Source organism: Nonomuraea sp. NPDC049158, assembly GCF_040648335.1.
Taxonomy (GTDB): domain Bacteria; phylum Actinomycetota; class Actinomycetes; order Streptosporangiales; family Streptosporangiaceae; genus Nonomuraea.
In genome coordinates this window covers 728,022-749,200 of record NZ_JBEZDM010000002.1, presented here as the reverse complement: position 1 = coordinate 749,200, position 21,179 = coordinate 728,022, and the positions used below count along the sequence as shown (strand labels likewise).

General features: G+C 65.6%; 16 protein-coding genes. 6 read left to right on the top strand and 10 right to left on the bottom strand.

The annotated features are described in order from the left end of the window. Both AB0B61_RS07710 and AB0B61_RS07705 read left to right on the top strand, forming a co-directional pair. Positions 1 to 1,077 (top strand): DUF4082 domain-containing protein (locus AB0B61_RS07710; RefSeq protein ID WP_358429300.1); only part of this gene is annotated, 1,077 nt, incomplete at its 5' end. Between the two features lie 1,017 nt (positions 1,078 to 2,094). Further along, positions 2,095 to 5,220 carry a DUF4082 domain-containing protein gene (locus tag AB0B61_RS07705; protein ID WP_358429298.1) on the top strand — a complete coding sequence of 1,042 codons (3,126 nt, stop codon included), beginning with the start codon at positions 2,095 to 2,097 and terminating at the stop codon, positions 5,218 to 5,220. 335 nt (positions 5,221 to 5,555) lie between these two features. On the opposite strand, the gene rfbB is transcribed toward AB0B61_RS07705, so the two are convergent. The 3 genes from rfbB to AB0B61_RS07690 all read right to left on the bottom strand — a co-directional run bounded on the left by rfbB (position 5,556) and on the right by AB0B61_RS07690 (position 8,193). Continuing rightward, positions 5,556 to 6,533 carry a dTDP-glucose 4,6-dehydratase gene (rfbB, locus tag AB0B61_RS07700; protein WP_358429296.1) on the bottom strand — a complete coding sequence of 326 codons (978 nt, stop codon included), beginning with the start codon at positions 6,531 to 6,533 and terminating at the stop codon, positions 5,556 to 5,558. After that, on the bottom strand, positions 6,530 to 7,597 hold the full coding sequence (locus AB0B61_RS07695) for a glucose-1-phosphate thymidylyltransferase (protein ID WP_358429294.1): 1,068 nt from the start codon (positions 7,595 to 7,597) through the stop codon (positions 6,530 to 6,532). The genes rfbB and AB0B61_RS07695 overlap by 4 nt, the downstream gene beginning before the upstream one ends. A 140-nt stretch (positions 7,598 to 7,737) precedes the next feature. Next, positions 7,738 to 8,193 carry a GtrA family protein gene (locus AB0B61_RS07690; protein WP_358429292.1) on the bottom strand — a complete coding sequence of 152 codons (456 nt, stop codon included), beginning with the start codon at positions 8,191 to 8,193 and terminating at the stop codon, positions 7,738 to 7,740. A gap of 81 nt (positions 8,194 to 8,274) precedes the next feature. Between AB0B61_RS07690 and AB0B61_RS07685 the strand changes: the two genes are divergently transcribed. After that, positions 8,275 to 9,270, top strand: coding sequence for a glycosyltransferase family 2 protein (locus tag AB0B61_RS07685; protein WP_358429357.1), 996 nt, complete (start codon positions 8,275 to 8,277; stop codon positions 9,268 to 9,270). On the opposite strand, the gene AB0B61_RS07680 is transcribed toward AB0B61_RS07685, so the two are convergent. The 6 genes from AB0B61_RS07680 to AB0B61_RS07655 form a co-directional block, all read right to left on the bottom strand. Further along, positions 9,227 to 10,012 (bottom strand): GNAT family N-acetyltransferase, encoded by a 786-nt coding sequence (locus AB0B61_RS07680; RefSeq protein ID WP_358429290.1) that lies wholly within the window; start codon positions 10,010 to 10,012, stop codon positions 9,227 to 9,229. The genes AB0B61_RS07685 and AB0B61_RS07680 overlap by 44 nt on opposite strands. Next, entirely contained in the window at positions 10,012 to 11,166 is a 1,155-nt protein-coding gene (gene rffA / locus AB0B61_RS07675; protein ID WP_358429288.1) for a dTDP-4-amino-4,6-dideoxygalactose transaminase, read from the bottom strand. The genes AB0B61_RS07680 and rffA overlap by 1 nt, the downstream gene beginning before the upstream one ends. A gap of 60 nt (positions 11,167 to 11,226) precedes the next feature. Next, positions 11,227 to 13,566 (bottom strand): hypothetical protein, encoded by a 2,340-nt coding sequence (locus AB0B61_RS07670; protein WP_358429286.1) that lies wholly within the window; start codon positions 13,564 to 13,566, stop codon positions 11,227 to 11,229. Positions 13,567 to 13,664: 98 nt separating this feature from the next. Then, positions 13,665 to 14,681 carry an NAD-dependent epimerase/dehydratase family protein gene (locus AB0B61_RS07665; protein ID WP_358429284.1) on the bottom strand — a complete coding sequence of 339 codons (1,017 nt, stop codon included), beginning with the start codon at positions 14,679 to 14,681 and terminating at the stop codon, positions 13,665 to 13,667. A gap of 17 nt (positions 14,682 to 14,698) precedes the next feature. Then, entirely contained in the window at positions 14,699 to 15,805 is a 1,107-nt protein-coding gene (locus AB0B61_RS07660) for a glycosyltransferase family 4 protein (RefSeq protein WP_358429282.1), read from the bottom strand. Then, a complete protein-coding gene (locus tag AB0B61_RS07655) occupies positions 15,802 to 15,927 on the bottom strand; it encodes a hypothetical protein (RefSeq protein WP_358429280.1) in 126 nt (41 codons plus the stop codon). Before AB0B61_RS07655 ends, AB0B61_RS07660 begins: the two co-directional genes overlap by 4 nt. A 205-nt stretch (positions 15,928 to 16,132) precedes the next feature. Between AB0B61_RS07655 and AB0B61_RS07650 the strand changes: the two genes are divergently transcribed. Continuing rightward, positions 16,133 to 17,245: a glycosyltransferase gene (locus tag AB0B61_RS07650; protein ID WP_358429278.1), complete on the top strand. Its 1,113-nt coding sequence runs from the start codon at positions 16,133 to 16,135 to the stop codon at positions 17,243 to 17,245. A gap of 4 nt (positions 17,246 to 17,249) precedes the next feature. On the opposite strand, the gene AB0B61_RS07645 is transcribed toward AB0B61_RS07650, so the two are convergent. Beyond that, the gene (locus AB0B61_RS07645; RefSeq protein WP_358429355.1) at positions 17,250 to 18,575 is read right to left on the bottom strand and encodes a UDP-glucose/GDP-mannose dehydrogenase family protein; all 1,326 of its coding nucleotides are present in this window, start codon (positions 18,573 to 18,575) and stop codon (positions 17,250 to 17,252) included. A 466-nt stretch (positions 18,576 to 19,041) separates the two neighbouring features. On the opposite strand from AB0B61_RS07645, the gene AB0B61_RS07640 reads away from it, so the two are divergent. Next, entirely contained in the window at positions 19,042 to 20,199 is a 1,158-nt protein-coding gene (locus AB0B61_RS07640) for a glycosyltransferase (RefSeq protein ID WP_358429276.1), read from the top strand. Further along, entirely contained in the window at positions 20,196 to 21,149 is a 954-nt protein-coding gene (locus AB0B61_RS07635) for an NAD-dependent epimerase/dehydratase family protein (protein ID WP_358429274.1), read from the top strand. Before AB0B61_RS07640 ends, AB0B61_RS07635 begins: the two co-directional genes overlap by 4 nt. Positions 21,150 to 21,179: the final 30 nt, after the last annotated feature.

The window sequence follows — 21,179 nt, the reverse complement described above, 5'->3', positions numbered from 1 at the left end:
GCCACAGGACAACACCGCATCACCGCCGTCTACCTCGGCGGAACCACCTTCGACAACGAAAACCCGATCCACTTCGCCCCAAGCACCTCACCGCCGATCAATCAAGTCGTTGCCAGCAGCTTGTGGGGCAGTACCGATGTCCCGGACGTCGTTTCTTACAACGACAGCTCTGCGGTCACGGTGGGGGTCAAGTTCAAGGCGTCGGTGAGTGGGACCGTGACGGGTGTCCGGTTCTATAAGGGTTCGTTGAATACGGGTACGCATACGGGGGCGCTGTGGACGTCATCCGGTCAGTTGCTGGCGAATGCGACGTTCTCTGGTGAGACGGCATCGGGCTGGCAGCAGGTGAACTTCGCGGCACCGGTCGCCGTTACCGCCAATACGACGTATGTCGTTTCTTATCACACTACGTCTGGGCGTTATTCGATAACTCGTCCGTATTTCACCTCTCAATACGTGAACAGTCCGCTCACCGCGTTGGCGGACGGTGCCGAAGGTGGCAACGGAGTCTATGCATACGGCGCCGGCAGCACCTTCCCGACGAGTACCTACCAGGCCACCAACTACTGGGTAGAGCCCGTGTTCGTACCGACAAAGACTCTGTGGAGCAGTACCGATGTCCCGGACGTCGTTTCTCACTCCGACAGCTCTGCGGTCACGGTAGGCGTCAAGTTCAAAGCGACGGTGAACGGGACCGCGACGGGTGTCCGGTTCTATAAGGGTTCGTTGAATACGGGTACGCATACGGGGGCGCTGTGGACGTCATCCGGTCAGTTGCTGGCGAATGCGACGTTCTCTGGTGAGACGGCATCGGGCTGGCAGCAGGTGAACTTCGCGACACCGGTCGCCGTTACCGCCAATACGACGTATGTCGTTTCTTATCACACTACGTCTGGGCGTTATTCGCTAACTCGTCCGTATTTCACCTCTCAATACGTGAACAGTCCGCTCACCGCGTTGGCGGACGGTGCCGAAGGTGGCAACGGAGTCTATGCATACGGCGCCGGCAGCACCTTCCCGACGAGTACCTACCAGGCCACCAACTACTGGGTAGATGTAGTGTTCAGCGTGGATTAGCCGAGCCGTCCGGTTAGGGCCGCCGTTCCGGCGAAATCCTAATACGCTACAAATCATTGGCAAGGACATCGCCGTGACCGGGCGTCTGCACCCGGTCACGGCGTCGGCGTTGTCAGGCTGCACGCATGGTTGAAGTCGCACGCCGTACAGCGTTCGGTGTCGCTTCCTTTCGCGTTGTCGCGATGGGCCCACCGGCTTCCGTCACATGTCCGGCAAAGCACGGGGCCCGGGCGGTCAGCTCCGCGGCATTCGAGCCGCGGATCTTTGGCGACAGTCGACGTCTGGGGAAGGGCCGGTGCGTCGACCTGACGATCATTGAGGGAGATCGAGCGTTCCCGCGGACTCATTCGCCATGTCGTAGGGACCGATCTGCAACTCCGCTGACGAGGCGATGACGCGTCTGCGAGCCGTTCTGTCGCCGGCAGGTGATTCCAGCACCGACGAACCACGGCGGCTCTGTCCGCCGAGCAGTCATATCCAGCCCTGGCAAGAACATCCTCGGTCGCGTGTGTCCGGCACTTCTTCCGGCGCTCGTACGGGGAGGGCTTCCGATGCCTCATGCAGCAGCCGTTTAAGGGATTGAATGAAGTGAGCAGACTGAAGATGCGAGATGGTGCGTGCGGACGAGAGCCCCGGTGGCGGCGCCTGAGGCTCTGGATCGTCTGCGGGAACAGTCTGGCCATCCTGCTCTGTCTGCTCGGGGCCGTCTCCGGTCCCACGCACGCGTCCACTTTCGAGCCCGGCGAGCACGCCCCTGCCGCTGCGGGCGTTTCGACGACATCACCGGCGGGGTCATCGAGGAACATACCCGTCGCCGTGCCGGCTGACACGCGCGCCGCCTTTCCCGCACCGCCTCCGAGAGAGCGCCGAACTGCCAAGAGCGGCGCCCGCCTCCGCAGAGCCGCGTGCCCGCCCACGTCTGTTATTTGCATCGAGAACAGCCTTCCCGGCAACCCGCGCAGCGAGTGGGACATCGTCGGATCGGGTTCGCCCAGCATCCAGGGATATGTCACTCAAATGAGTCTCAACCATGGGGAGACAGCGCAATTCAAGGTGCTGACCCCGTCGACCGACTATCGCCTGGACATCTATCGCATGGGCTACTACGGCGGCATGGGAGCACGCCTGATCGCGACGGTTCAACCGTCCGCCGCGCTTCCGCAGACGCAGCCGGCGTGCCTGACCGATGGCGCGACCGGCCTGATCGACTGTGGCAACTGGGCGGTGTCGGCCTCATGGGACGTGCCGGCGAGCGCGGTTTCCGGCGTCTATATCGCGAAGCTGGTGCGAGAGGACGTGGCGGACCAAGCCAGCCACATGGTCTTCGTGGTCAGGGACGATACCCGGCACTCGGATTTCCTGGTGCAGACGTCTGACGCCACGTGGCAGGCGTACAACGCCTATGGCGGCAACAGTCTTTATACAGGTGCTCCGATAGGCCGGGGGTTCAAGGTCAGCTACAACCGTCCGTTCTTGACCTGGAACTCTAGTCCGATGAGCTGGTTCTTCGATTCCGAATACCCGCTGGTCAGGTGGGCCGAGGCGAACGCGTTCGACGTGAGTTACACCTCCAGTGTGGACACCGCCATGCGGGGAGCGGAAATTCTCGAGCACAAGGTGTTCGTCTCCTCTGGCCATGACGAATACTGGTCGAACGAGATGCGGAACAACGTGCAGAACGCTCGCGACAACGGCGTGAACCTCACCTTCTTCTCTGGAAACGAGATTTTCTGGAAGACCAGATGGGAGAACAGCATCGCGGAGCCGAGCAGCTCGTTCAGGACGATCGTCTGCTACAAGGAGACACTCGCGAACAACACGAGGCTCGATCCGACTTCGACATGGACGGGGACGTGGCGAGATCCGCGTTACTCCCCGCCGGCGGACGGCGGGCGACCAGAGAACGCACTGACAGGCACGCTGTTCATGGTCAACGGGCTCGCCAACGATTCGATACAGGTCCCCGCGGAGTTCGCCGACATGCGATTGTGGCGCAACACGTCGATCGCCAATCTTTCTCCCGGCCAGACGGCGACCTTTCCCGCGGGCACGCTGGGGTACGAGTGGGACGAGGCCCCCGACAACGCCGTCGCGCCGCCTGGGCTGGTCAAGTTCTCGAGAACGACCGTGCCCACAAACGACAGATACCTGCTCGACTACGGGAGCCAGTACGGCGCTGGGGTTCCCACACATAGGCTAGTGCTTTACCGGCATTCCAGTGGAGCACTCGTCTTCGGCGCGGGAACCACCCAGTGGGCGTGGGGGCTCGACGCCGTGCACGAACGGCCCGGAGCTCCCACGGACATCCGTATGCAGCAGGCGACGGTCAACCTCTTCGCGGACATGGGCGCCCAGCCGGCCAGTCTCCAGCCCGGCCTGGTTCCGGCGACCCCGTCGACGGACACATCTCCGCCGACGTCAACGATCACCAATCCGTCGAGCGGCGCTGGTGTGGTCGCAGGAAGGGCGGTCACTATTCAGGGAACGGCGAGCGATACCGGGGGCGGCGTCATCGGGGGCGTGGAAGTCTCGTTCGACGGCACGAGATGGTTCCAGGCGACCGGCCGAAGCGCCTGGCAGTACGAATGGACGCCCACCGGCGATGGGGCCGTGACGATCAGGGTTCGCGCAGTCGATGACATCGGCAACATCCAGCCGAATCCGACCACGGTGAATGTGACCGTGGGCGGGATATGCTGCACCCTCTGGTCGTCGACGACTGTCCCGGATGAGGCGTCGCACAACGATTCTCATGCCGTAGAAGTAGGGGTGAAGTTCAAAGCCTCGGACTCTGGCCTCATCAGCGGAATCAGGTTCTACAAGGGTTCGCTGAACACGGGGACGCACGTCGGCCATCTATGGAGTTCCACAGGGACGCTCCTAGCGGAGGCAACCTTCACCAATGAAACAGCAAGTGGATGGCAGCAGGTGAATCTCTCCACCCCGGTGGGGGTGACTGCGAATACTACGTATATCGCGTCTTATCATACGACATCAGGCTATTATTCGGTGTCGCGGCCGTATTTCACTGATGCGTACAGTAACGGTCCCTTGAGCGCGCCGGCGAGCGCCGGCTCGGGTGGGAACGGCGTGTACGCCTATGCCTCGTCAGGAACTTTCCCGAATCAGACCTTCGACGACACCAACTACTGGGTCGACGTGGTTTACGCGTCATCGAGTAGCCTGTGGGACGACACGGCGGTTCCGGCTGTTCAGTCGCTTCCCGATACCGATCCGGTCACTCTCGGGGTGAAGTTCACGGCGTCGACCAGCGGCGTTATCAGTGGTATCCGGTTCTACAAGGGTTCGCTGAATACGGGGACTCATATAGGTAGTCTGTGGAGCACTGGCGGGGCGTTGCTGGCGAGCGCGACCTTCTCCGGGGAGTCGGCTTCGGGCTGGCAGCAGGTGAATTTCGCCACCCCGGTGGGGGTGACTGCGAATACTACGTATATCGCGTCTTATTTTACTTCGTCGGGTTATTATTCGGTGTCGCGGCCGTATTTCGCCAGTGCGTACAGTAGCGGTCCTTTGACCGCGTTGGCGAGCGCTGATTCGGGCGGGAACGGGGTGTATGCCTACGGCGCCACGAACAAGTTCCCCACGGGGACGTACCAGGCCTCCAACTACTGGGTCGACGTGGTGTTCTCACCAACATTTAGTCTGTGGAACAGTTCGGCGGTTCCGGCCGTTCAGGCGGATCCCGATACCTCGCCGGTCACCCTCGGGGTGAAGTTCACGGCGTCGACCAGCGGCGTCATCGGTGGTATCCGGTTCTACAAGAGCACGCTGAACACAGGGACTCATATAGGTAGTCTGTGGAGCACTGGCGGGGCGTTGCTGGCGAGCGCGACCTTCTCCGGGGAGTCGGCTTCGGGCTGGCAGCAGGTGAATTTCGCCACCCCGGTGGCAGTGACTGCGAATACTACGTATATCGCGTCTTATTTTACGTCGTCGGGCCGTTATTCGACGTCGCGGCCGTATTTCACTAATGCGTACAGTAACGGTCCTTTGACCGCGTTGGCGAGCGCCGGTTCGGGCGGGAACGGGGTGTATGCCTACGGCGCCACGAACACGTTCCCCACGGGGACGTACCTGTCCACCAACTACTGGGTCGACGTGGCGTTCGCGGAATCGAGCTAGCTGATGGGGCAGAGCCGTTTGGTAGCCGGCTCATGACAGGAGCTTGTGGGCGCCGACCGGCGCCCACAAGCGCGATCTCGCGGCGAGACCGCACGGTCTGGAGCCCGGCGCTCGCGCTCAGGGCGGCCGGACCGCTGGACGGGAGCCGAGGCCGCGCATGCCCTGGATCCCCACGGGCGCGCTGATGACGGTGATCACGGTTACGGCTTTACTCCCCTTTCCGGGGAACCGTCCTGGTCGTGGAGTTGGGGGGCTTGGGGGACGGAGAGAGGCCGGAGGGAAGGCGTGCCTTCCCTCCGGCCTCTCTCCGGGTGCCTCAGGCGAGGGGGAGTGGGTCAGGCCGGCTTGTTCTTCAGCGGTCGCCACCAGCTCTGGTTGTCGGTGTACCAGCGGATCACCTCGGTCAGGCCATCCTCGAAGCTCCGGCCCGGCTCGTAGCCGAGTGCTCGGAGCTTGCCGCAGTCAACGGAGTAGCGCAGGTCGTGCCCCAGGCGGTCCGGCACGTGTCGCACCATGTCCCAGCCCAGGCCGAAGGCCGCGACCAGCAACTCGGTCAGCTCCCTGTTGGTCAGCTCCGTGCCGCCGCCGATGTTGTAGACCTCGCCTGGTGACCCCTTCTCCAGCACCAACTGGATGCCGCGGCAGTGGTCGTCGACATGCAGCCAGTCCCGCACGTTGCGTCCGTCGCCGTAGAGCGGGACGGGCTCGCGGTCGAGGAGGTTGGTGACGAAGAGGGGGATCAGCTTCTCCGGGTGCTGGTAGGGACCGTAGTTGTTGGAGCAACGGGTCACGCGTACATCCAGGCCGTGTGTCCGATGGTAGGCCCGGCACAGCAGATCGCCTCCCGCCTTGGCCGCCGAGTATGGCGAGTTGGGCAGCAGGGGTTCCTCCTCGGTCCAGGACCCCTCGGAGATCGACCCGTACACCTCGTCAGTGGAGATGTGGACCATCGTCTGGACGCCCGCGTCGAGCGCCGCCTGGAGTAGCCGCTGGGTGCCCAGCACGTTGGTCGTCACGAATGCTCCGGCGCCCGTGATGGACCGGTCAACGTGCGTTTCGGCCGCGAAGTTCAGCAAGATGTCGCACCAGGGGACGATCTCTGCGAGCAACCGCGTGTCAGTGATGTCGCCCCGCAGGAATCTGTAGCGGGGATGCCCTGCCACGGGAGCCAGGTTCTCGAGGTTTCCGGCGTAGGTGAGCTCGTCCAGAACGGTGACGCTGACGTCCTCGTAGCCGGGATACGACCCGAGCAGCAACGACCGTACGTAATGGGATCCGATGAAACCGGCGCCGCCGGTGACGAGGATGTTCATGCGCGCATCTTGATCTTGCTGTGGTCGCCCACCATGAGCTCGTGGGTGTTGGGCGTGCCGATCGCGCTGGTCACTTCCACGTTGCGCCCGATCAGGGAGCGGGCGATGCGTGAGACCCCGACCACGGAGGAGCCGTCGAGCACGATCGAGTACTCGACCTCCGCATTCGCCACCACGCAGTCGGACCCGATTGAGGTGAAGGGGCCCACGTAGGCAGAGGTGATCTTGGTATTGGCTCCGACCACGATCGGCCCGCGAAGCACCGAGTTCTCCACTACCGCGCCTCGCTCGATGGCGACCCTTCCGGTGATCTCGCTCAGACCGTCGACGAAGCCGTTGATCTCCGGCTCCACCTGTTCGAGGACGATGCGGTTGCACTCCAGAATGTCCTGCAGCCGGCCGGTGTCCTTCCAGTAGCCGCTGACCAGGTGGGAGTGGACGCGGAAGCCGTTGCCGATGAGCCAGGTGATGGCGTCGGTGATCTCAAGCTCGCCCCGCGCGGACGGCGTGATGGCTCGTACGGCGTCGTGGATGGCGGGGGAGAAGATGTAGACCCCCACGATCGCGAGGTCGCTGCGCGGGTGATCCGGCTTCTCCTCCAGCCCGACGATCTCCCCGGCGGGTCCGAGCTCGGCGACCCCGTAGAACTGCGGCTCGGCGACCTTCGTCAGCAGGATCTGCGCGTCGTGGTCGGCCTGGCGGAAGGCGCCGACCAGGTCGTTGATGCCGCCCACCAGGAAGTTGTCACCCAGGTACATGACGAACGGCTCCTCGGCCAGGAACTCCCTGGCGATGAGGACGCAGTGGGCCAGGCCCAGCGGAGCCTCCTGAGGGATGTAGGTGACTTCGAGGCCGAACCGGGAGCCGTCGCCGATGGCGTCACGCATCTCCTGGCCGGTGTCACCGACGATGATGCCGACGCTGGTGATGCCGGCGTCGCGCAGGGCCTCGAGTCCGTAATAGAGCACCGGTTTGTTGGCCACGGGGACGAGCTGCTTGGCTGAAGTGTGGGTGAGCGGGCGCAACCTCGTCCCCTTGCCGCCCGCCAGCACGAGTGCCTTCATCGGTCCTGGTCCTTCCGCGAAGAGGACGTGGCCGTAGCGGCCGCCTGCGAGCAGGAGCTTAGGCACCGTGCTACCTGGGGGAGCGCTTCTGCCGCGCGCTCTTGTTCAATGGCGCCCAGTACGTTGCCGCTGCTAGACGTTCACGCAGCACGGAACGTCCACTTGCGGTGGATGAGATAGCTCAACGGCGGGCTCGCCAGGATGATCAGGCCTTGTGCGAGCATCAGCGGCATCCCGGCCACCTCCACCAGGATGGGGAGACCACCCAGCGACGTCCCGAGAAAGCCCAGCCCTACCAGGTAGAACCGGAAGTAGCCAGATATCCAGGAATCACCGGAAATGCGGAACACCAGCAGCCGATAGCCCGGGTAGACGATGACCACGGTGACGAAGTGGCTGACCACGACCAGCACAAGATAGGGCGCCGCATTCTCCGCGACCATCAATGCTAGCCCCAGGAGAATGTAATAGACAACCGCTGTCATGGCGCCGGCCAGCAGATATGTGATGCGGTGGCCAACAAGAGCCGGGATCAGGGCCAGCCATCCGAATGACGGTTTTTTGCCGCGCTTGGTCCGGCTTCTCAGGTCGACCATGTGGCCCGCACTCCGCATCTTGAATCGCGTGGTGGGGGTTGCATGACTATAACCGGTTTGCACTGGACGATCGGGGGATCCATGTCGGTGTCGGTGGTAATTCCGTGTTACCGGTCGGCGCGCACCCTGCCCACGCTGGTGAGCAGGATCGTCTCGACGCTGAGCCAGGTCTCCGTCCGCCACGAGATCCTGCTCGTGGTCGACGGCAGTCCAGACGAGACCTGGGAGACGGCCGCCGCACTGGCCCGCAGCATCGAGGGGGTCCGCGCTGTCAACCTGTCGCGCAACTACGGCCAGCACAACGCGCTCGTCGCCGGCATCCGCGAGGCCGCCCACGACGTGGTCGTCACCCTGGACGACGACCTGCAGCATCCGCCCGAGCAGATTCCCCGCCTGCTGGCCGCCCTGGAGGGCGATCGGCTCGACCTGGTGTACGGCGTCGCCGTCGAGGAGGAGCACGGCTTCTTGCGGAACCTGGCCTCCCGTTCGGTGAAGGCCGGCCTGTCAGGCGCGCTCGGCATCCGGACCGCGCAGGAGATCAGCGCCTTCCGAGCCTTCCGCACCCGGCTGCGCGACGGCTTCCGGGGTCTGTCCGGGCCGCACGCGTCGATCGACGTGGCGCTGTCCTGGGCTACGGCGAAGGTCGGCTCGGTCCAGGTCCAGATGAACCAGCGCGCGCACGGGCGCTCCAACTACACGGTCCGCATGCTGTTCCGCCACGCGATGAACATGCTGGTCGGCTACAGCGCGGCGCCGCTGCGGGCGGCGAGCTATCTCGGCTTCCTGGCCGGCGTCATCGGGTTGGTGCTCGGCGTCGGCGTGCTGTGGCGCTTCGCCGTCGGGGACACCACGGTGGCCGGCTTCACGACCGTCGCCTCTATGGTGGCCCTCTTCTCCTCCGCGCAACTCTTCGCCATCGGCATGCTCGGCGAGTACGTCGGCCGGATTCACGGCAGCGGCATGGGCCGGCCGACCTACGTGGTCAGAGAGCGGGTCGGCCCGTTCCACGCCGCCGATCGCCCAGAGGAGCCTGTCATCCCCGTCCACGCAGGAGCGGGCTCAGGACCAGGTGAGTAGTGATCAGCGTCTGCACCGGTTCGAACCCGTATCGGGCCCAGGCCCGCTGCACCCGCGTGTTGTGTCCCTGCGTGGAGATGACCACCTCGCGCCCGCCGCGTGCCCGCGTGCGGTCCTCGACCGCCTTGAGCAGGTGGGCGTAGAGTCCCCGCCCCTGCTGGGCGGGGATCACTCCGGCGAGCAGGATCTCGGTGCGGTCGGCGTCCTCCTCCAGGGTGGCGAGCGCGAGCAGGCCTGAGCCGTTGTCGCCGTCCAGGCCGCGTAGCGCCAGGCATCCGTCCCGGGCGGCCGAACGCAGCGCCCATTCCTGGTAACCGGCGAGCGCCAGCGCGGGGTCGAACAGCGGGTTGGCCAGGTGGTGGCTGCCGTACGCGGAGAAGATGTCGGCCACCAGACCCGCGACGGCGGCGGCGCCGGGCGCCTCGGTCACCGACAGCTCGGGCGAAGGCGCGGGCGCGCGCCCCCTGCCGACCAGAAGCTGCCAGTACGCCAGGGAGTCGGCGAAGACCGCGGTCCTGCCCAGATCCGTCAGCGCGGCGAACCACCCGATGTGCTCGGCGGGATATCGCAGCACGACGACGTCCGCGGTTGAGCGCAGGATCGCCTCGCGGACCGAGGCGAGCGGTGTCCCGGAGGCGACCGATACGGTGAATCGCTCCACCGAGCAGCCGAAGCGGGCCGACTCCTGCGGCGACTCCTGGGCCCGCGGCGCGGGGGCCTCGATCACGTCGTGCCAGGCCATCAGCTCACCTCGTAGGCACGCACCGCGTCGATCACCCGGGTCACGCCGGGCTCGTCGAGGCCGGCGAAGAGCGGCAGCCGGACCAGCCGATCGGCGACCTGCTCCGTCACCGGGCAGCCGCCCGGAGCGGTGCGGCCGTACCGGATGCCGGCGGGGGAGGAGTGCAGCGGTTGATAGTGGAACACCGCCTGCACGCCACGCTCGGCGAGGTGCGCGATGAACGCCTGGCGGTGGTCCAGGTCGGGCATCAGCAGGTAGTACAGGTGCGCGGGGTGCGCGCGGTCGTCGGGGACGGTCGGCTGGCCGGCCCCGTTGTCCGCGGCCCAGTCGGCCAGCTCCTCGTGGTAGCGGTCCCATACCTCGTGGCGGCGCGCCTGGATCGTGTCGAACGCCTCGAGTTGGGCGGTCAGCTGCGCGGCGAGCACGTCGGAGGGCAGGTAGCTCGACCCGATGTCGATCCACCGGTACTTGTCGACCTGGCCGCGGTAGAACCGGCTGCGGTCTGTCCCCTTCTCCCGGACGATCTCCGCCCGCTCGGTCATGGCCGTGTCGTTCACGAGCAGCGCGCCGGCTTCGCCGCACTGGATGTTCTTCGTCTCGTGGAAGCTCTGAGTCGCCAGGCAGCCGAACGAGCCGAGCGGCCGGCCCCGGTAGTGGCCGCCCAGCCCGTGGGCGTTGTCCTCGATGACGGCCAGGCCGTATCGGCGGGCCAGCTCTCCGATCTCGTCCATCGCGCAGGCGACACCGGCATAGTGGACCACCACCACAGCCCGGGTGCGCTCGGTGATCGCCGCCTCCAGTCGCCGCTCGTCCAGGTTCAGCGTGTCGGGCCGGCAGTCGACGAACACCGGCACCGCGCCGCGCAAGGCGAAGGCGTTGGCCGTCGACATGAACGTGAACGACGGCATGATCACCTCGTCGCCGGGCCGCAGGTCCAGCAGGATCGCCGACATCTCCAGCGCGTGCGTGCAGGAGGTGGTCAGGAGAGCCTGCCCGGCACTGGTGATCTGCTCGACGAGCACGGTGGCCCGCCGCGTGAAGGGCCCGTCGCCGCAGGTGGAGTGTCCGCGTACGGCTTCCGTCAGGTAGTCGAGCTCATTGTTCGCGATGTACGTCCGGTTGAACGGCACCGTCCTCAGATCAGTCGCATACACGAACGCAGTGAACAACGCGGCGAACGGAGCGGCGCGGCGACGTGTCGCATGGCCGGACGATTATTGCGTAAGCATTACCCCAGGTAGCCGGTATACAGCGTAGTCATCGGAACGGAACTGGAATTCGGCGAAATCGCCGATCGCCGAACTGTATTTCCCTGGCGATTCCTCCACAAAAAGCCAACGAACCCCATAATCATCGCGAAGCAGGCGCATGGCCTTCTCCGTGGGCGCCTGGAAAGCAGCGTCGTTGTCGCTGAGCCGCCGGCTGTCCCAGAAGGGAAGGCTCTCCTGCGTCAGCCCGGGGCGCCAGCTGTTGAGGTTCGCCGCCGTGTAGGCCCATCCTTCGACCAGCATGCGCCGTTCTGTCAGCGCTGACGCCCATGCGAAGGTGCTGTCGCAGGGGTTCTCTCGCCCCCAGCGGCAGTGCACGTTCGTGGCGACGAGGTCGTCGGGATCGGAGTGGGCGCGCAACCAGCGTGCGGCAGTCAGCCCGCCCTGGGGGACCGACGGCTCCGCGACGGGCTGGACGTCAGGTCGGACGTCGTCCTTGCCGAAAGCGTTGAGAGCGGACAGGACGCGTGCGTGCCAGTACGCCGGCAGACCGATCGCCGTGCAGGCCACCACGAGGAGGGTTACGGCGGTCAGCGCACCACGCCGGATCGCCAGGACGACGCCCCCGAGCACGATGGCGGCCAGAAGCACCCAGTAAGGGCGATACAGCAGGGCGCCGTCCTGTCCGGGCTCCAGCGGTATGGAGACGCCGCAGAGGAAGGAGATCAGGTACGCGGTGACAGCCCCCAAAGCGGCCCAGATAGCCGTTGTCGTGGGGGTGACCCGTGCTCGCCGTAGGAGGGCGAGAAGCCCGCGGGCAGCGAGGGCTGTGAGGTAGGGACACGCGCTCCAGAGGAAGAAGAGCTGGCTTCGGCCGGGGTGTCCGAATGCCAGCGCCGCGCCGACGCCGGCCATGCCGATGCCGAGCAGGAGGGCCACCACGGGACGGGCGAGCTGTCGTGGCCGGACGAGCAGGCCGACGACCCCGGCCCAGGCGACGGCCCAGCAGAGCAAGTGCACCGCCGCCAGGCCAGGTACGGAGCCGCTGGGGTTTACACCGGTCAATTCCCCCCAGGCCAGGCGGGTGAAGGAGAAAGGATCTACGACTAGCCCTTGCTTGACCAAGCCGAACAGGACGCACTGTGCGAACAGGAAGCAGGCCATCGTCATGGCGATGGCGATGATGAGATTCGGGGACAGCCGGCGTCGCTGGACGATCTGCGCTATTGCCGCAACGGTCAGACCGGCCAGGAGAAGCGGCAGGTAGGTGGCTTTGGCGCCGGTAAGCGCGATCAGCAACACCAGGGCCGGCCCCCATGCGCGAGGGTCGTATCTCCGTGATCCGATCAGATGGATAAGTATGAGGACAAGTGGGGCGAACAGCAGCGCACCGAGAGTCTGGGTCGGGCTGGTCCATGCCATATCTGGAATGCCGCCCCAGGTGAACCGTCCGTTCGCGCCCAGGTACAGGCTCGTCGCCCCTACTGAGACCGTGCCCACGGCCGTGATCGACCCGCCGTACCACGAGCCCGTGACTCGACGCCCGGTCAGGCCCGCGAGGACGACGAGCGCGGCGAGCATGGGAAGCATGCCGAGGCGGAACAGCAGGATGAGCGGCTCCACTCCGGTCAGGTGACTGGCCGCGGCGAAGTGGGCGTAGACGAACCAATGGTAGAAGAGGGGTTCACCCGCAACCATCGGGACCGAGGGGGGCACGTGATGCCTCAGCTCGCCGATCAGGGCGAGGTGGAACGGCATGTCGTGGTCTGCCTGCCCGAGCTCAGGCCACGTTATGGCGTGGGCGCCGTAGAACTTGATCGCGCTCCATGCCACCAGGACAGCTATGACCAGGGCGAGGACCCACGACCACCACCAAGGTGCGGCCAATCGCTGACTGCTGCGCCAATGTCGTCGCAGTGATGGGACGGCAAGGAAAAGCACGTACACGCTCAGTGGACCTGCTATGACGAGCAAGGGCACGCCGACGGCGCGGGCACCGATGTAGAGCGGAATCTCCATGGCGTAGCCGAGCGCCAGACCCAGCGCGATCTCCTCCGCCAGCGTGCGCGATCCTGCATAGAGTACGCGGATTACCAATACGCCCGGAAAAGTAAGGCTCAGTACAACATAGGCGAGAAAGGCCGCCATGTCGCCGCCGGATACCCCATAACGACTGAGCGTGGCCGCGGCGAAGGCCATCACCAAGCCCGCGGGCAGCCATCCCCACCAAACTCTGGACCGGACGGATGCGCTGCTCCGGCCCGGCGAAAATTCTTCCGGATGGGAGATTCCCGCAGGAAGAGCGGGGCTCGGTGACAGGCCATCGACGGGAGATCTCTGGTTCATGGCGGCAAGCGTAGAGATGAAAAGCGGTTTGATCCGCTCAGAACTTCTCGACTGGCACGTTTCTTGCCCTTTCCTGGCATGAGCCAAGGGCGGTCACTTCATTGCGACCACAGAACGTCTGGCTGGTTCAGTGACCATTTCCACTGGCTGGTCATACCGTCGATCAGTGATGTCGACGGCCGATAGCGCAGCAATTTCTCTGCTTTCGTCAGGTCTGCCGCCGTGGTTTCCACGTCGCCTGATTGCCGACTGGCACCTATGATGGGGATGTCGAATCCAGTGATCTCCGCAGCACAATCCAGCACGTGTTGCATGCTGTAGGTTCTGCCGCCTCCGACGTTTACCACCTCGGCTCTCGCGGGAGCAGAGGCGGCCGCGATCGTGGCCGCCACCGCGTCGTCCACGTAGGTAAAGTCACGGCGCTGGGTCCCGTCTCCGTACAACCGCATCGGGCGGCGGGTCAGCGCAGCCTCAAGCACTCTGTAGATCGCCATGTCGGATCGCTGCTGGGGGCCGTAGACGGTGAAGTACCGCAGCGCCACCACACTCGTCGGCGTGCTGGGTCTCAACGCGTAGGCGAGAGCGAGGCGTTCGGCCGCCAATTTCGTGACTCCGTAGGGAGAGAGCGGCGTTGGAAGATCCTCTTCGCGCGAGGGACGGTCGGCGCCGGTGCCGTACACACTGGATGATGAGGCGAGGACGAGCCGGGGCACGCCCATGGCAGCACAGGCTTCGAGCAGGCGCTGGGTCGTCATGACGTTCGACGTGAGATAGTCCGCGAACCTGTCGCCCCAGGAAGGCCGCACACCGGGCACGCCGGCGAGGTGGAAGACGGCGGACGCCCCCTTCGCGAACCGCTCTAGATCCAGATCCATCAGGTCTCGCTCGACCAGCGTGAATCCTGGCCGCGCGGTCAGGTCGGCGAGGTTCTGGGCTGCCGTGGGATCCTGCGAAGGCGGGCGCCGGTCTATTCCGCAGACACTCGCCCCCTGTTTCAGCAGGGCCGCCGCCAGGTGCGAGCCGATGAACCCGGCGACCCCGGTGACCACCACGTGCTCAAGTTGCTGTGGGCCGTTCACTTTTCCCCCGTTCAGGATGCGGGTGCGCTGCCGCATCCCGTGCGTATTTGAGATCAGGCGTGTCGCGGAATGCCGCTCAGCGCCGTGCCGTACCACTCCTCCACCCGGCTCGCGACGGATGGCCAATCGAGTGCCGCGGTCGCACCTGGTCCCAGGGCGCCCATTCGATGGCGGGCTTCGTCATCGTCGAGCACGGATCCCAGAACGTCGATCAGCCCGTCAACCGATCCGGAGGTGAAGGTTCGGTACGCCTCGCGGTCCTGGACAACCGGCTCAAGCGCGGCATCTGTGGAGACGATGACCGGAGTGCCAAGAGCCAGCGCCTCCAGGGCGGCCGTTGGGACTCCCTCGCCCTTGCCGTCGAGGCGGCGTGACGCGAGGACGAAGACCTGTGCGGACCGTACAAGCCGGTAGATCTCGTTTCGGGGCAGCTGTCCGGGAAGCTCGATGCCGGCCCCTTGGCCGGCCAGGCGCCGCAGTCGCTCCCTCTGGGGGCCGTCGCCGGCGATGACCAGCCGAAGCCCCGGCCGGGTGCGGCGCACCGCGTGAAAGGCGGCGATGAGAAGATCATGATTCTTCATCGGCTCAAGGGAGCCGACACTGACGATCAGGCCCGGCTCGCGTTCGCCGAGTCCGCGGATCTTGGCGATGCCCTCGAGGTCAAGGCCGCTGGAGGTCACCCAGATCCGGCGTGGATCGACACCCAGGCGCGCCAGATCGTCGCCGGTGTTGGCGCCTATGGCGATGCAGGCGTCGACGTTTCGCAAGGCCATCCGGGCAAAGCGCTGATGCCGCTTTGAAAGGGCGGCATGCACGGTGAGCACAAGCGGGAGGTCGAGACGCCTGCAGATCGGTCCTAGGACGGCCGACTCCACATGGTCTCCGTGCAGGTGCACAAGATCGGCGGAACGGCACCTCCGCAGCGCCCTGCCGACTTCAGCCGCGAAAGCCAGGACGTCGGACTTCACCGCCAGCGTGCGTGACACCGGCGTGGGTGTTGTGGCCAGCACCGTCGTGCCGTCCGGCACGACCCCACCTCGGCGGAATGCGAGCACGACCTCATGGCCGCGCTTGAGTTGTTCTCGGGTGAGGCATTCGACATGCCGTTCTTTTCCGCCCGGCTCGGGTGGTATGCGATAACTGACACGGATAATTCTCATGCTCGTGACACGCTGCCCTTGTTCTTTTGGCTGTACGCCACGGCGGTAACCGAGATCAGCTTCGGGCTCGTGAGGAGCCGATCGACGACGATTCGCTCGTCAGGTGTGGTGAGGAGAGCCATGAGCTCTCCCTAAGACCGCCGGTGGTTTACCAACCACAAGAGCAAGCGTACAGATAGTGATGACGCGCGACGGTGCGTGGCGGACGCGTGTCGCATGAAGGTTTGCCGGGCCACCGGCTTCGGCGGTGTCCCGGCATGCCGGCCCGTCAAGATCTCGTAATTTCTGTGGTCGCCGGAGCGCCGCCGCGCGCCTGCTGGAAGCCCGATGGCGATCATGGTCACGGTGAAGGCCGGATTGCATGTCTGCGAAATCATCAAGACGCTGGACGTCGGTGGTGCGGAGGTTCTCCTCGTATCACGGCTGCTCGCCATGCGGTCTACCGACAAGCGATACACCGTGGTGTGCCTGGAGGCGTCCACCGGCGAGCTCATCCAGCGGTTGCGGTCCGCGGGCATCCGTGTCGTCGATCTGACCCCCTGCCCTCCGGCGTTGCGCCTTCTCGGCCTGGCGGCCGTCGTCAGAAGGTTGCGCCCAGACGTGCTCAACCTGCACTCCCCGCTGCCCGCGGCGGTGATCCGGCTGACCTCTCGCCTGTCCCGGCCGCGCCCCGCGCTCGTCTCGACCGTGCACAACGTGCGCTATCGCGTGCCCACGATGCTCCTCGACCGGGCCACGGGATGGCTCGACGCCTGCACCGTCGCGGTCTCCCCCCATGTCGCGCGGGCCGTCGTGAGCCGCGGAGCACGCGATCTCCGCATCAGGATTCATGGAGTCGACGTCGCCGAGCAGCGCCACGCGGCCGAGGACGCCGCGCGGACGAGAAGCGCATGGGACGTACCGGAGTCGGCGTTCCTGATCGTGCACGTGGCCAACCTGCGCCCGCAGAAGGACCATGAGACCCTCCTCCAGGCGGCGGCCACGGTCGTGGCGCGCGACCCGCGGGCGATGTTCGTCCTGACCGGCACGGGGCCGCTGCACGACCAGGTGGTCCGCCAGGTCGCCAGGCTGAGGCTGGACTCCGTACGGTTTCTCGGCGGCGTGCCCACCGCTGCCCGCCTGATCGCGGCCGCGGACCTGCTGGTGCTCAGTTCCGCACACGAGGGACTGCCCGTCGTGGTCATGGAGGCGCTCGCTGCGGGCGTGCCGGTCGTGTCCACCCGGGTGGGGGGCGTTCCCGATCTCGTCGAGCACGAGCGGAACGGCTACCTGACCCGCCCCGGAGACCCCGAGGCGCTCGCGGAGGAGATACTGCGCGCGATGCTGCCGGCGAACCACGCGCGTCTCCGGGAGGGGGCGCGTGATGGCGTCGATCTAGTCGACATCGAGCAGACGGGTGCGTGGTTCGAGAAACTCTACGACGAGGTGTGCTCCCGGTGACCCGTCAAGCGCGATAGGTCCAGCCGGCCGAGCGCCAGCGTTCCGGCGTCAGCACGTTGCGCCCGTCCAGCACATTCCGGCTTCGCACGACGCCGCTGAGCAGTGCGGGATCCATGTCTTCGAAATCCGTCCAGTCGGTCAACAGCATGACGAGATCAACCTCCCGTGCGGCGGTGACGACGGTGTCGGCGTACTCGATCTCAGGGTGTATTCGCCGCGCGCTGTTCATCGCGACGGGGTCGTGCATGACGACCTGCGCGCCCTCCCGGTGGGCGGCGACCGCCACCGCCAGCGCGGGAGAGTCCCGGACGTCGTCGGTGTTCGGTTTGAACGCGGCGCCGAGGACGCAGACTCGCTTTCTCGCGTACGAGCCTCCCAGGAGTTCCCGGCCGAGCGTCAGCGTACGGTCTCTGCGACTCAGATTGATGACATCGATCTGTCTGATGAATGTGGCGACATCGTCCAGGCCGAGGTCTGTCGCGCACGCGTACAGGGCACGAACGTCTTTCGGGAGGCAGCCACCGCCGAAGCCGAGTCCGGGGCTCAGGAAACGCCGGCCGATCCGGTCGTCGTAGCCGAGCGCCTCGGCGAGCGGCAGCACGGCCGCGCCGGTGGCCTCGCATATCTGCGCCATGGCGTTGATAAAAGATATCTTCATCGCTAGAAAGGTGTTGGCCGAGACCTTCACCAGTTCGGCTGTGGCGTAGTCGGTCACCATGACGGGACAGCCGCCCTCAATGATCGGTCGATAGACGGCCCGGAGCAGTCGTTCGGCCCGCGGTGACCTCACCCCGAAAATCAGCCGATCGGGTCGCAGCGCGTCTTCGACGGCGTGCCCTTCGCGCAGGAATTCGGGATTCCAGGCCACCTCGACTTGGCCGTCGGCGGCCTGGCGGCGGACCGCGTCGGCCATACGCCGCGCGGTTCCCGCCGGTACCGTGGATTTCCCCACGATGACCGTCGGTCTGGTCACCCGCCGCGCCAACTCGGTGAACGCCGTCTCGACCAGCCGCAGATCCGCGTTGAAGGAGCCATGAAGCTGCGGTGTTCCTACGCAGACAAAATGGATGTCCGCCTCGGAGACGTCGTCGTACGACGTCGTGAACCGGAGACGGCCCGCCTCCACGCATTTGCGGAGCAGTTCGGCGAGGCCGGGTTCGAAAAAGGGGAGTTCGCACTCGGACAGCATGGCGATCTTTTCCTGCTCGATGTCCATGGCGACGACGTCGTGTCCGAGCTGTGCCATGCTCACCGCGTGGGTGGTTCCGAGATATCCGGTGCCGACCACGCTTACTCGGAGGCGGTCGGGCGCCTCGAGGGGTCGCGGCATCTTCACGCGTGGTGAATCTGGACGTATCACCGTATCTAGCTGCACAACCATCTCCTTCGTTTGGCGCCGGCGTGGCGCTATTCTTCGCCGGCCACGCCGCCGGGTCATTTTACTTTCTTACTTGGGGACGCCTGCGGTACCGCCGCCGACAAGGAAAAGAAAGAGAATAATTTCATTCAGATAGACGATACGCGTTCGGAACCACGCCACGCGGCAGCAGGCATTGCGGAGCTCGCCTGCGATGTTCCGCTGGAAGCGGCGCGGAGCTCGAGAACGGTTTCGAGGCGTAGGCGACCACCGCGCCGGCCGGCAGAGCTTGATCATGGGCAGGTAGGGAGCGGTAAAACATTTCGCCAGTACCGCCACGGCGTCGGCGGAACGGGCCTATTTCCTGGCTAGCTTCGCTGACGTGCGCTATGTCCATCATCGAGGAACCCGTATGCATCCGGAGAGCCGGATTCGCGTCATGGAAATCATCGCCCGGATGAACGTAGGCGGCCCTGCCACCCAAGTGCTGGGACTCTCCGAGCGGCTGAACCCGGAGGAGTTCGTCCATCGTCTCTACACGGGCTATGTCGACCATGAGGAGGGTGACCACCTCGAACTGAAGCGTTCGAGCGTGCGCGTTCACCGGATTCCGGGTCTCGGCCGCTCGATCAGACCAACCGATGACGCCCGCGCACTCCTCGGCCTGATATCCGCCATGCGCGCCTTCCGCCCGCACATCGTCCATACGCGGACGGCGAAGTCAGGCGCACTTGGGCGCGTGGCGGCCACGCTGGCCGGAGTCGGCGCCGCCCGAGTTCACGTCTTCCACGGTCATCTTCTCGACGGCTACTTCTCGGGACCCAAGCGTGCGATCTACGTGCGCGCTGAGCGGCTTCTCGCCTCCCTGTCGGATCGCCTGGTGACCGTGGGGGTTCACGTACGAGACGACCTCCTCGCAGCGGGGATCGGCCGTCCGGAGCAGTATGTGGTGATCCCACCAGGCGTCCGGCTGGGGCCGGTGTCCGACCGCGGATTCGCGCGCCGGATTCTGGGCCTCCCCGCGGACGCACCCGTAGTGGCGTATGTGGGTCGGCTCACCCAGGTGAAGCGCCCCGATCGGTTCATCGCCACGGCGAAAGGGATCCTTCAGCGGGTGCCTGACTGCCACTTCGTCATCTGCGGCGGCGGCGAACTCCGCGAGCAAGTGGAACGGAGCATCGAGCCGATCCGGCCCGCCTTCCACCTGCTGGGCTGGCGAAAGGACGTGGAAACGATCTACTCCGCGGCCGACGTGGTTCTGCTGACCTCCGACAACGAAGGCACCCCCCTCACGCTCATCGAGGCGGGAATGGCAGGCACTCCCGTTGTGGCCACCCGAGTGGGCAGCGTCACCGAGGTCGTCCAGGACGGACGCACCGGCTTGGTCGCCGCGATCGACACGGGAGAGCTCGCCGACCACACCGTACGGCTGCTCTCGAACTCCGCGCTCGCCCGCCGGATGGGTGAGGCGGCGCGCCTCTGGACAACGGCCTCGTTCGATGTGGACCGGCTGGTCGCGGACACCGAGGCCCTCTATCGATCACTGGGCGCACGTCGCCGGGATCGGCAGGTCATGACAGGAGAGATGAACAAGTGAAAATCCTGATAACCGGCGGGGCCGGCTTCATCGGCGCGAACCTGTGCCGGGCGCTGGCGTCGCGGCCCGAGATCGAGCGGATCACGGTGCTCGACGACCTGAGCAGCGGAGATCTCGCCAATCTCGACGACGTCGGGGTGGAGTTCGTTCGGGGCAGTATTTTGGACCTGAATCTCCTGACCGGTCTTGTCTCGGACGCCACAACCGTCGTTCACCTCGCCGCACGTCCGTCGGTGCCCCGATCACTGGCGGACCCGCTGGCCTCGCACGGCGTCAACGCCACTGGCACCCTCCACGTCCTGGAGGCCTGCCGGGCCACGAAACCGCACGTGATCCTGGCCTCGTCGTCCTCGGTGTACGGGGACTGCGCGGAGCCGTTCAAGCACGAAGACCTTGCGACCAGGCCCCTCAGCCCCTACGGCGTGAGCAAGCTGGCGACCGAGGCCTACGCTCTGGCGTACGCCTCGAGTTTCAGCCTGGCTGTGCTGCCCTTTCGCTTCTTCAACGTCTACGGCCCGCTACAGGCCGCAGATCACGCCTACGCGGCGGTCATCCCCGCGTTCGTGTCGAAAGCCTTGGCGGGCGGCCCGGTGCCGATCTACGGCGACGGGCTCCAGACGCGGGACTTCACCTATGTGGGATCAGTGACTGAGGTCCTCTGCGACGCGACCGTGCGCCGGGTGACGAGCACGAAACCGGTCAATCTCGCCTTCGGCACGCGCGTCTCGCTGCTGGAGCTGAAGGACCTCCTCGGCTCGGTCCTCGACCAGCCGATCGAGGCCGCCTACCTCCCGCCCCGAACCGGTGACATCCGAGAATCGCAGGCTTCTTCCAGCCTGCTGCGCGAACTGTTTCCCGGTGTGCGCTCGGTGCCGCTGGAAGACGGGCTGCGGATGACGGTGGACTGGTTCGAGAAGGCGGTGATCGTGAACCCCGGTGTGCATGCCTGACTTGCTGCTATCTCCAGTTCAACGCATTCA

Bases quoted from the DNA above. Each gene is read 5' to 3' on its own strand.
- AB0B61_RS07695 (WP_358429294.1), bottom strand. From the start codon at position 7,597: ATGAAGGCACTCGTGCTGGCGGGCGGCAAGGGGACGAGGTTGCGCCCG.
- AB0B61_RS07645 (WP_358429355.1), bottom strand. From the start codon at position 18,575: ATGCCGCGACCCCTCGAGGCGCCCGACCGCCTCCGAGTAAGCGTGGTC.
- AB0B61_RS07665 (WP_358429284.1), bottom strand. From the start codon at position 14,681: ATGCGGCAGCGCACCCGCATCCTGAACGGGGGAAAAGTGAACGGCCCA.
- AB0B61_RS07650 (WP_358429278.1), top strand. From the start codon at position 16,133: ATGGCGATCATGGTCACGGTGAAGGCCGGATTGCATGTCTGCGAAATC.
- AB0B61_RS07655 (WP_358429280.1), bottom strand. From the start codon at position 15,927: ATGGCTCTCCTCACCACACCTGACGAGCGAATCGTCGTCGATCGGCTC.
- AB0B61_RS07660 (WP_358429282.1), bottom strand. From the start codon at position 15,805: ATGAGAATTATCCGTGTCAGTTATCGCATACCACCCGAGCCGGGCGGA.
- AB0B61_RS07640 (WP_358429276.1), top strand. From the start codon at position 19,042: ATGGAAATCATCGCCCGGATGAACGTAGGCGGCCCTGCCACCCAAGTG.
- AB0B61_RS07705 (WP_358429298.1), top strand. From the start codon at position 2,095: ATGAGTCTCAACCATGGGGAGACAGCGCAATTCAAGGTGCTGACCCCG.
- AB0B61_RS07670 (WP_358429286.1), bottom strand. From the start codon at position 13,566: ATGAACCAGAGATCTCCCGTCGATGGCCTGTCACCGAGCCCCGCTCTT.
- rfbB (WP_358429296.1), bottom strand. From the start codon at position 6,533: ATGAACATCCTCGTCACCGGCGGCGCCGGTTTCATCGGATCCCATTAC.
- AB0B61_RS07680 (WP_358429290.1), bottom strand. From the start codon at position 10,012: ATGGCCTGGCACGACGTGATCGAGGCCCCCGCGCCGCGGGCCCAGGAG.
- AB0B61_RS07690 (WP_358429292.1), bottom strand. From the start codon at position 8,193: ATGGTCGACCTGAGAAGCCGGACCAAGCGCGGCAAAAAACCGTCATTC.
- AB0B61_RS07685 (WP_358429357.1), top strand. From the start codon at position 8,275: ATGTCGGTGTCGGTGGTAATTCCGTGTTACCGGTCGGCGCGCACCCTG.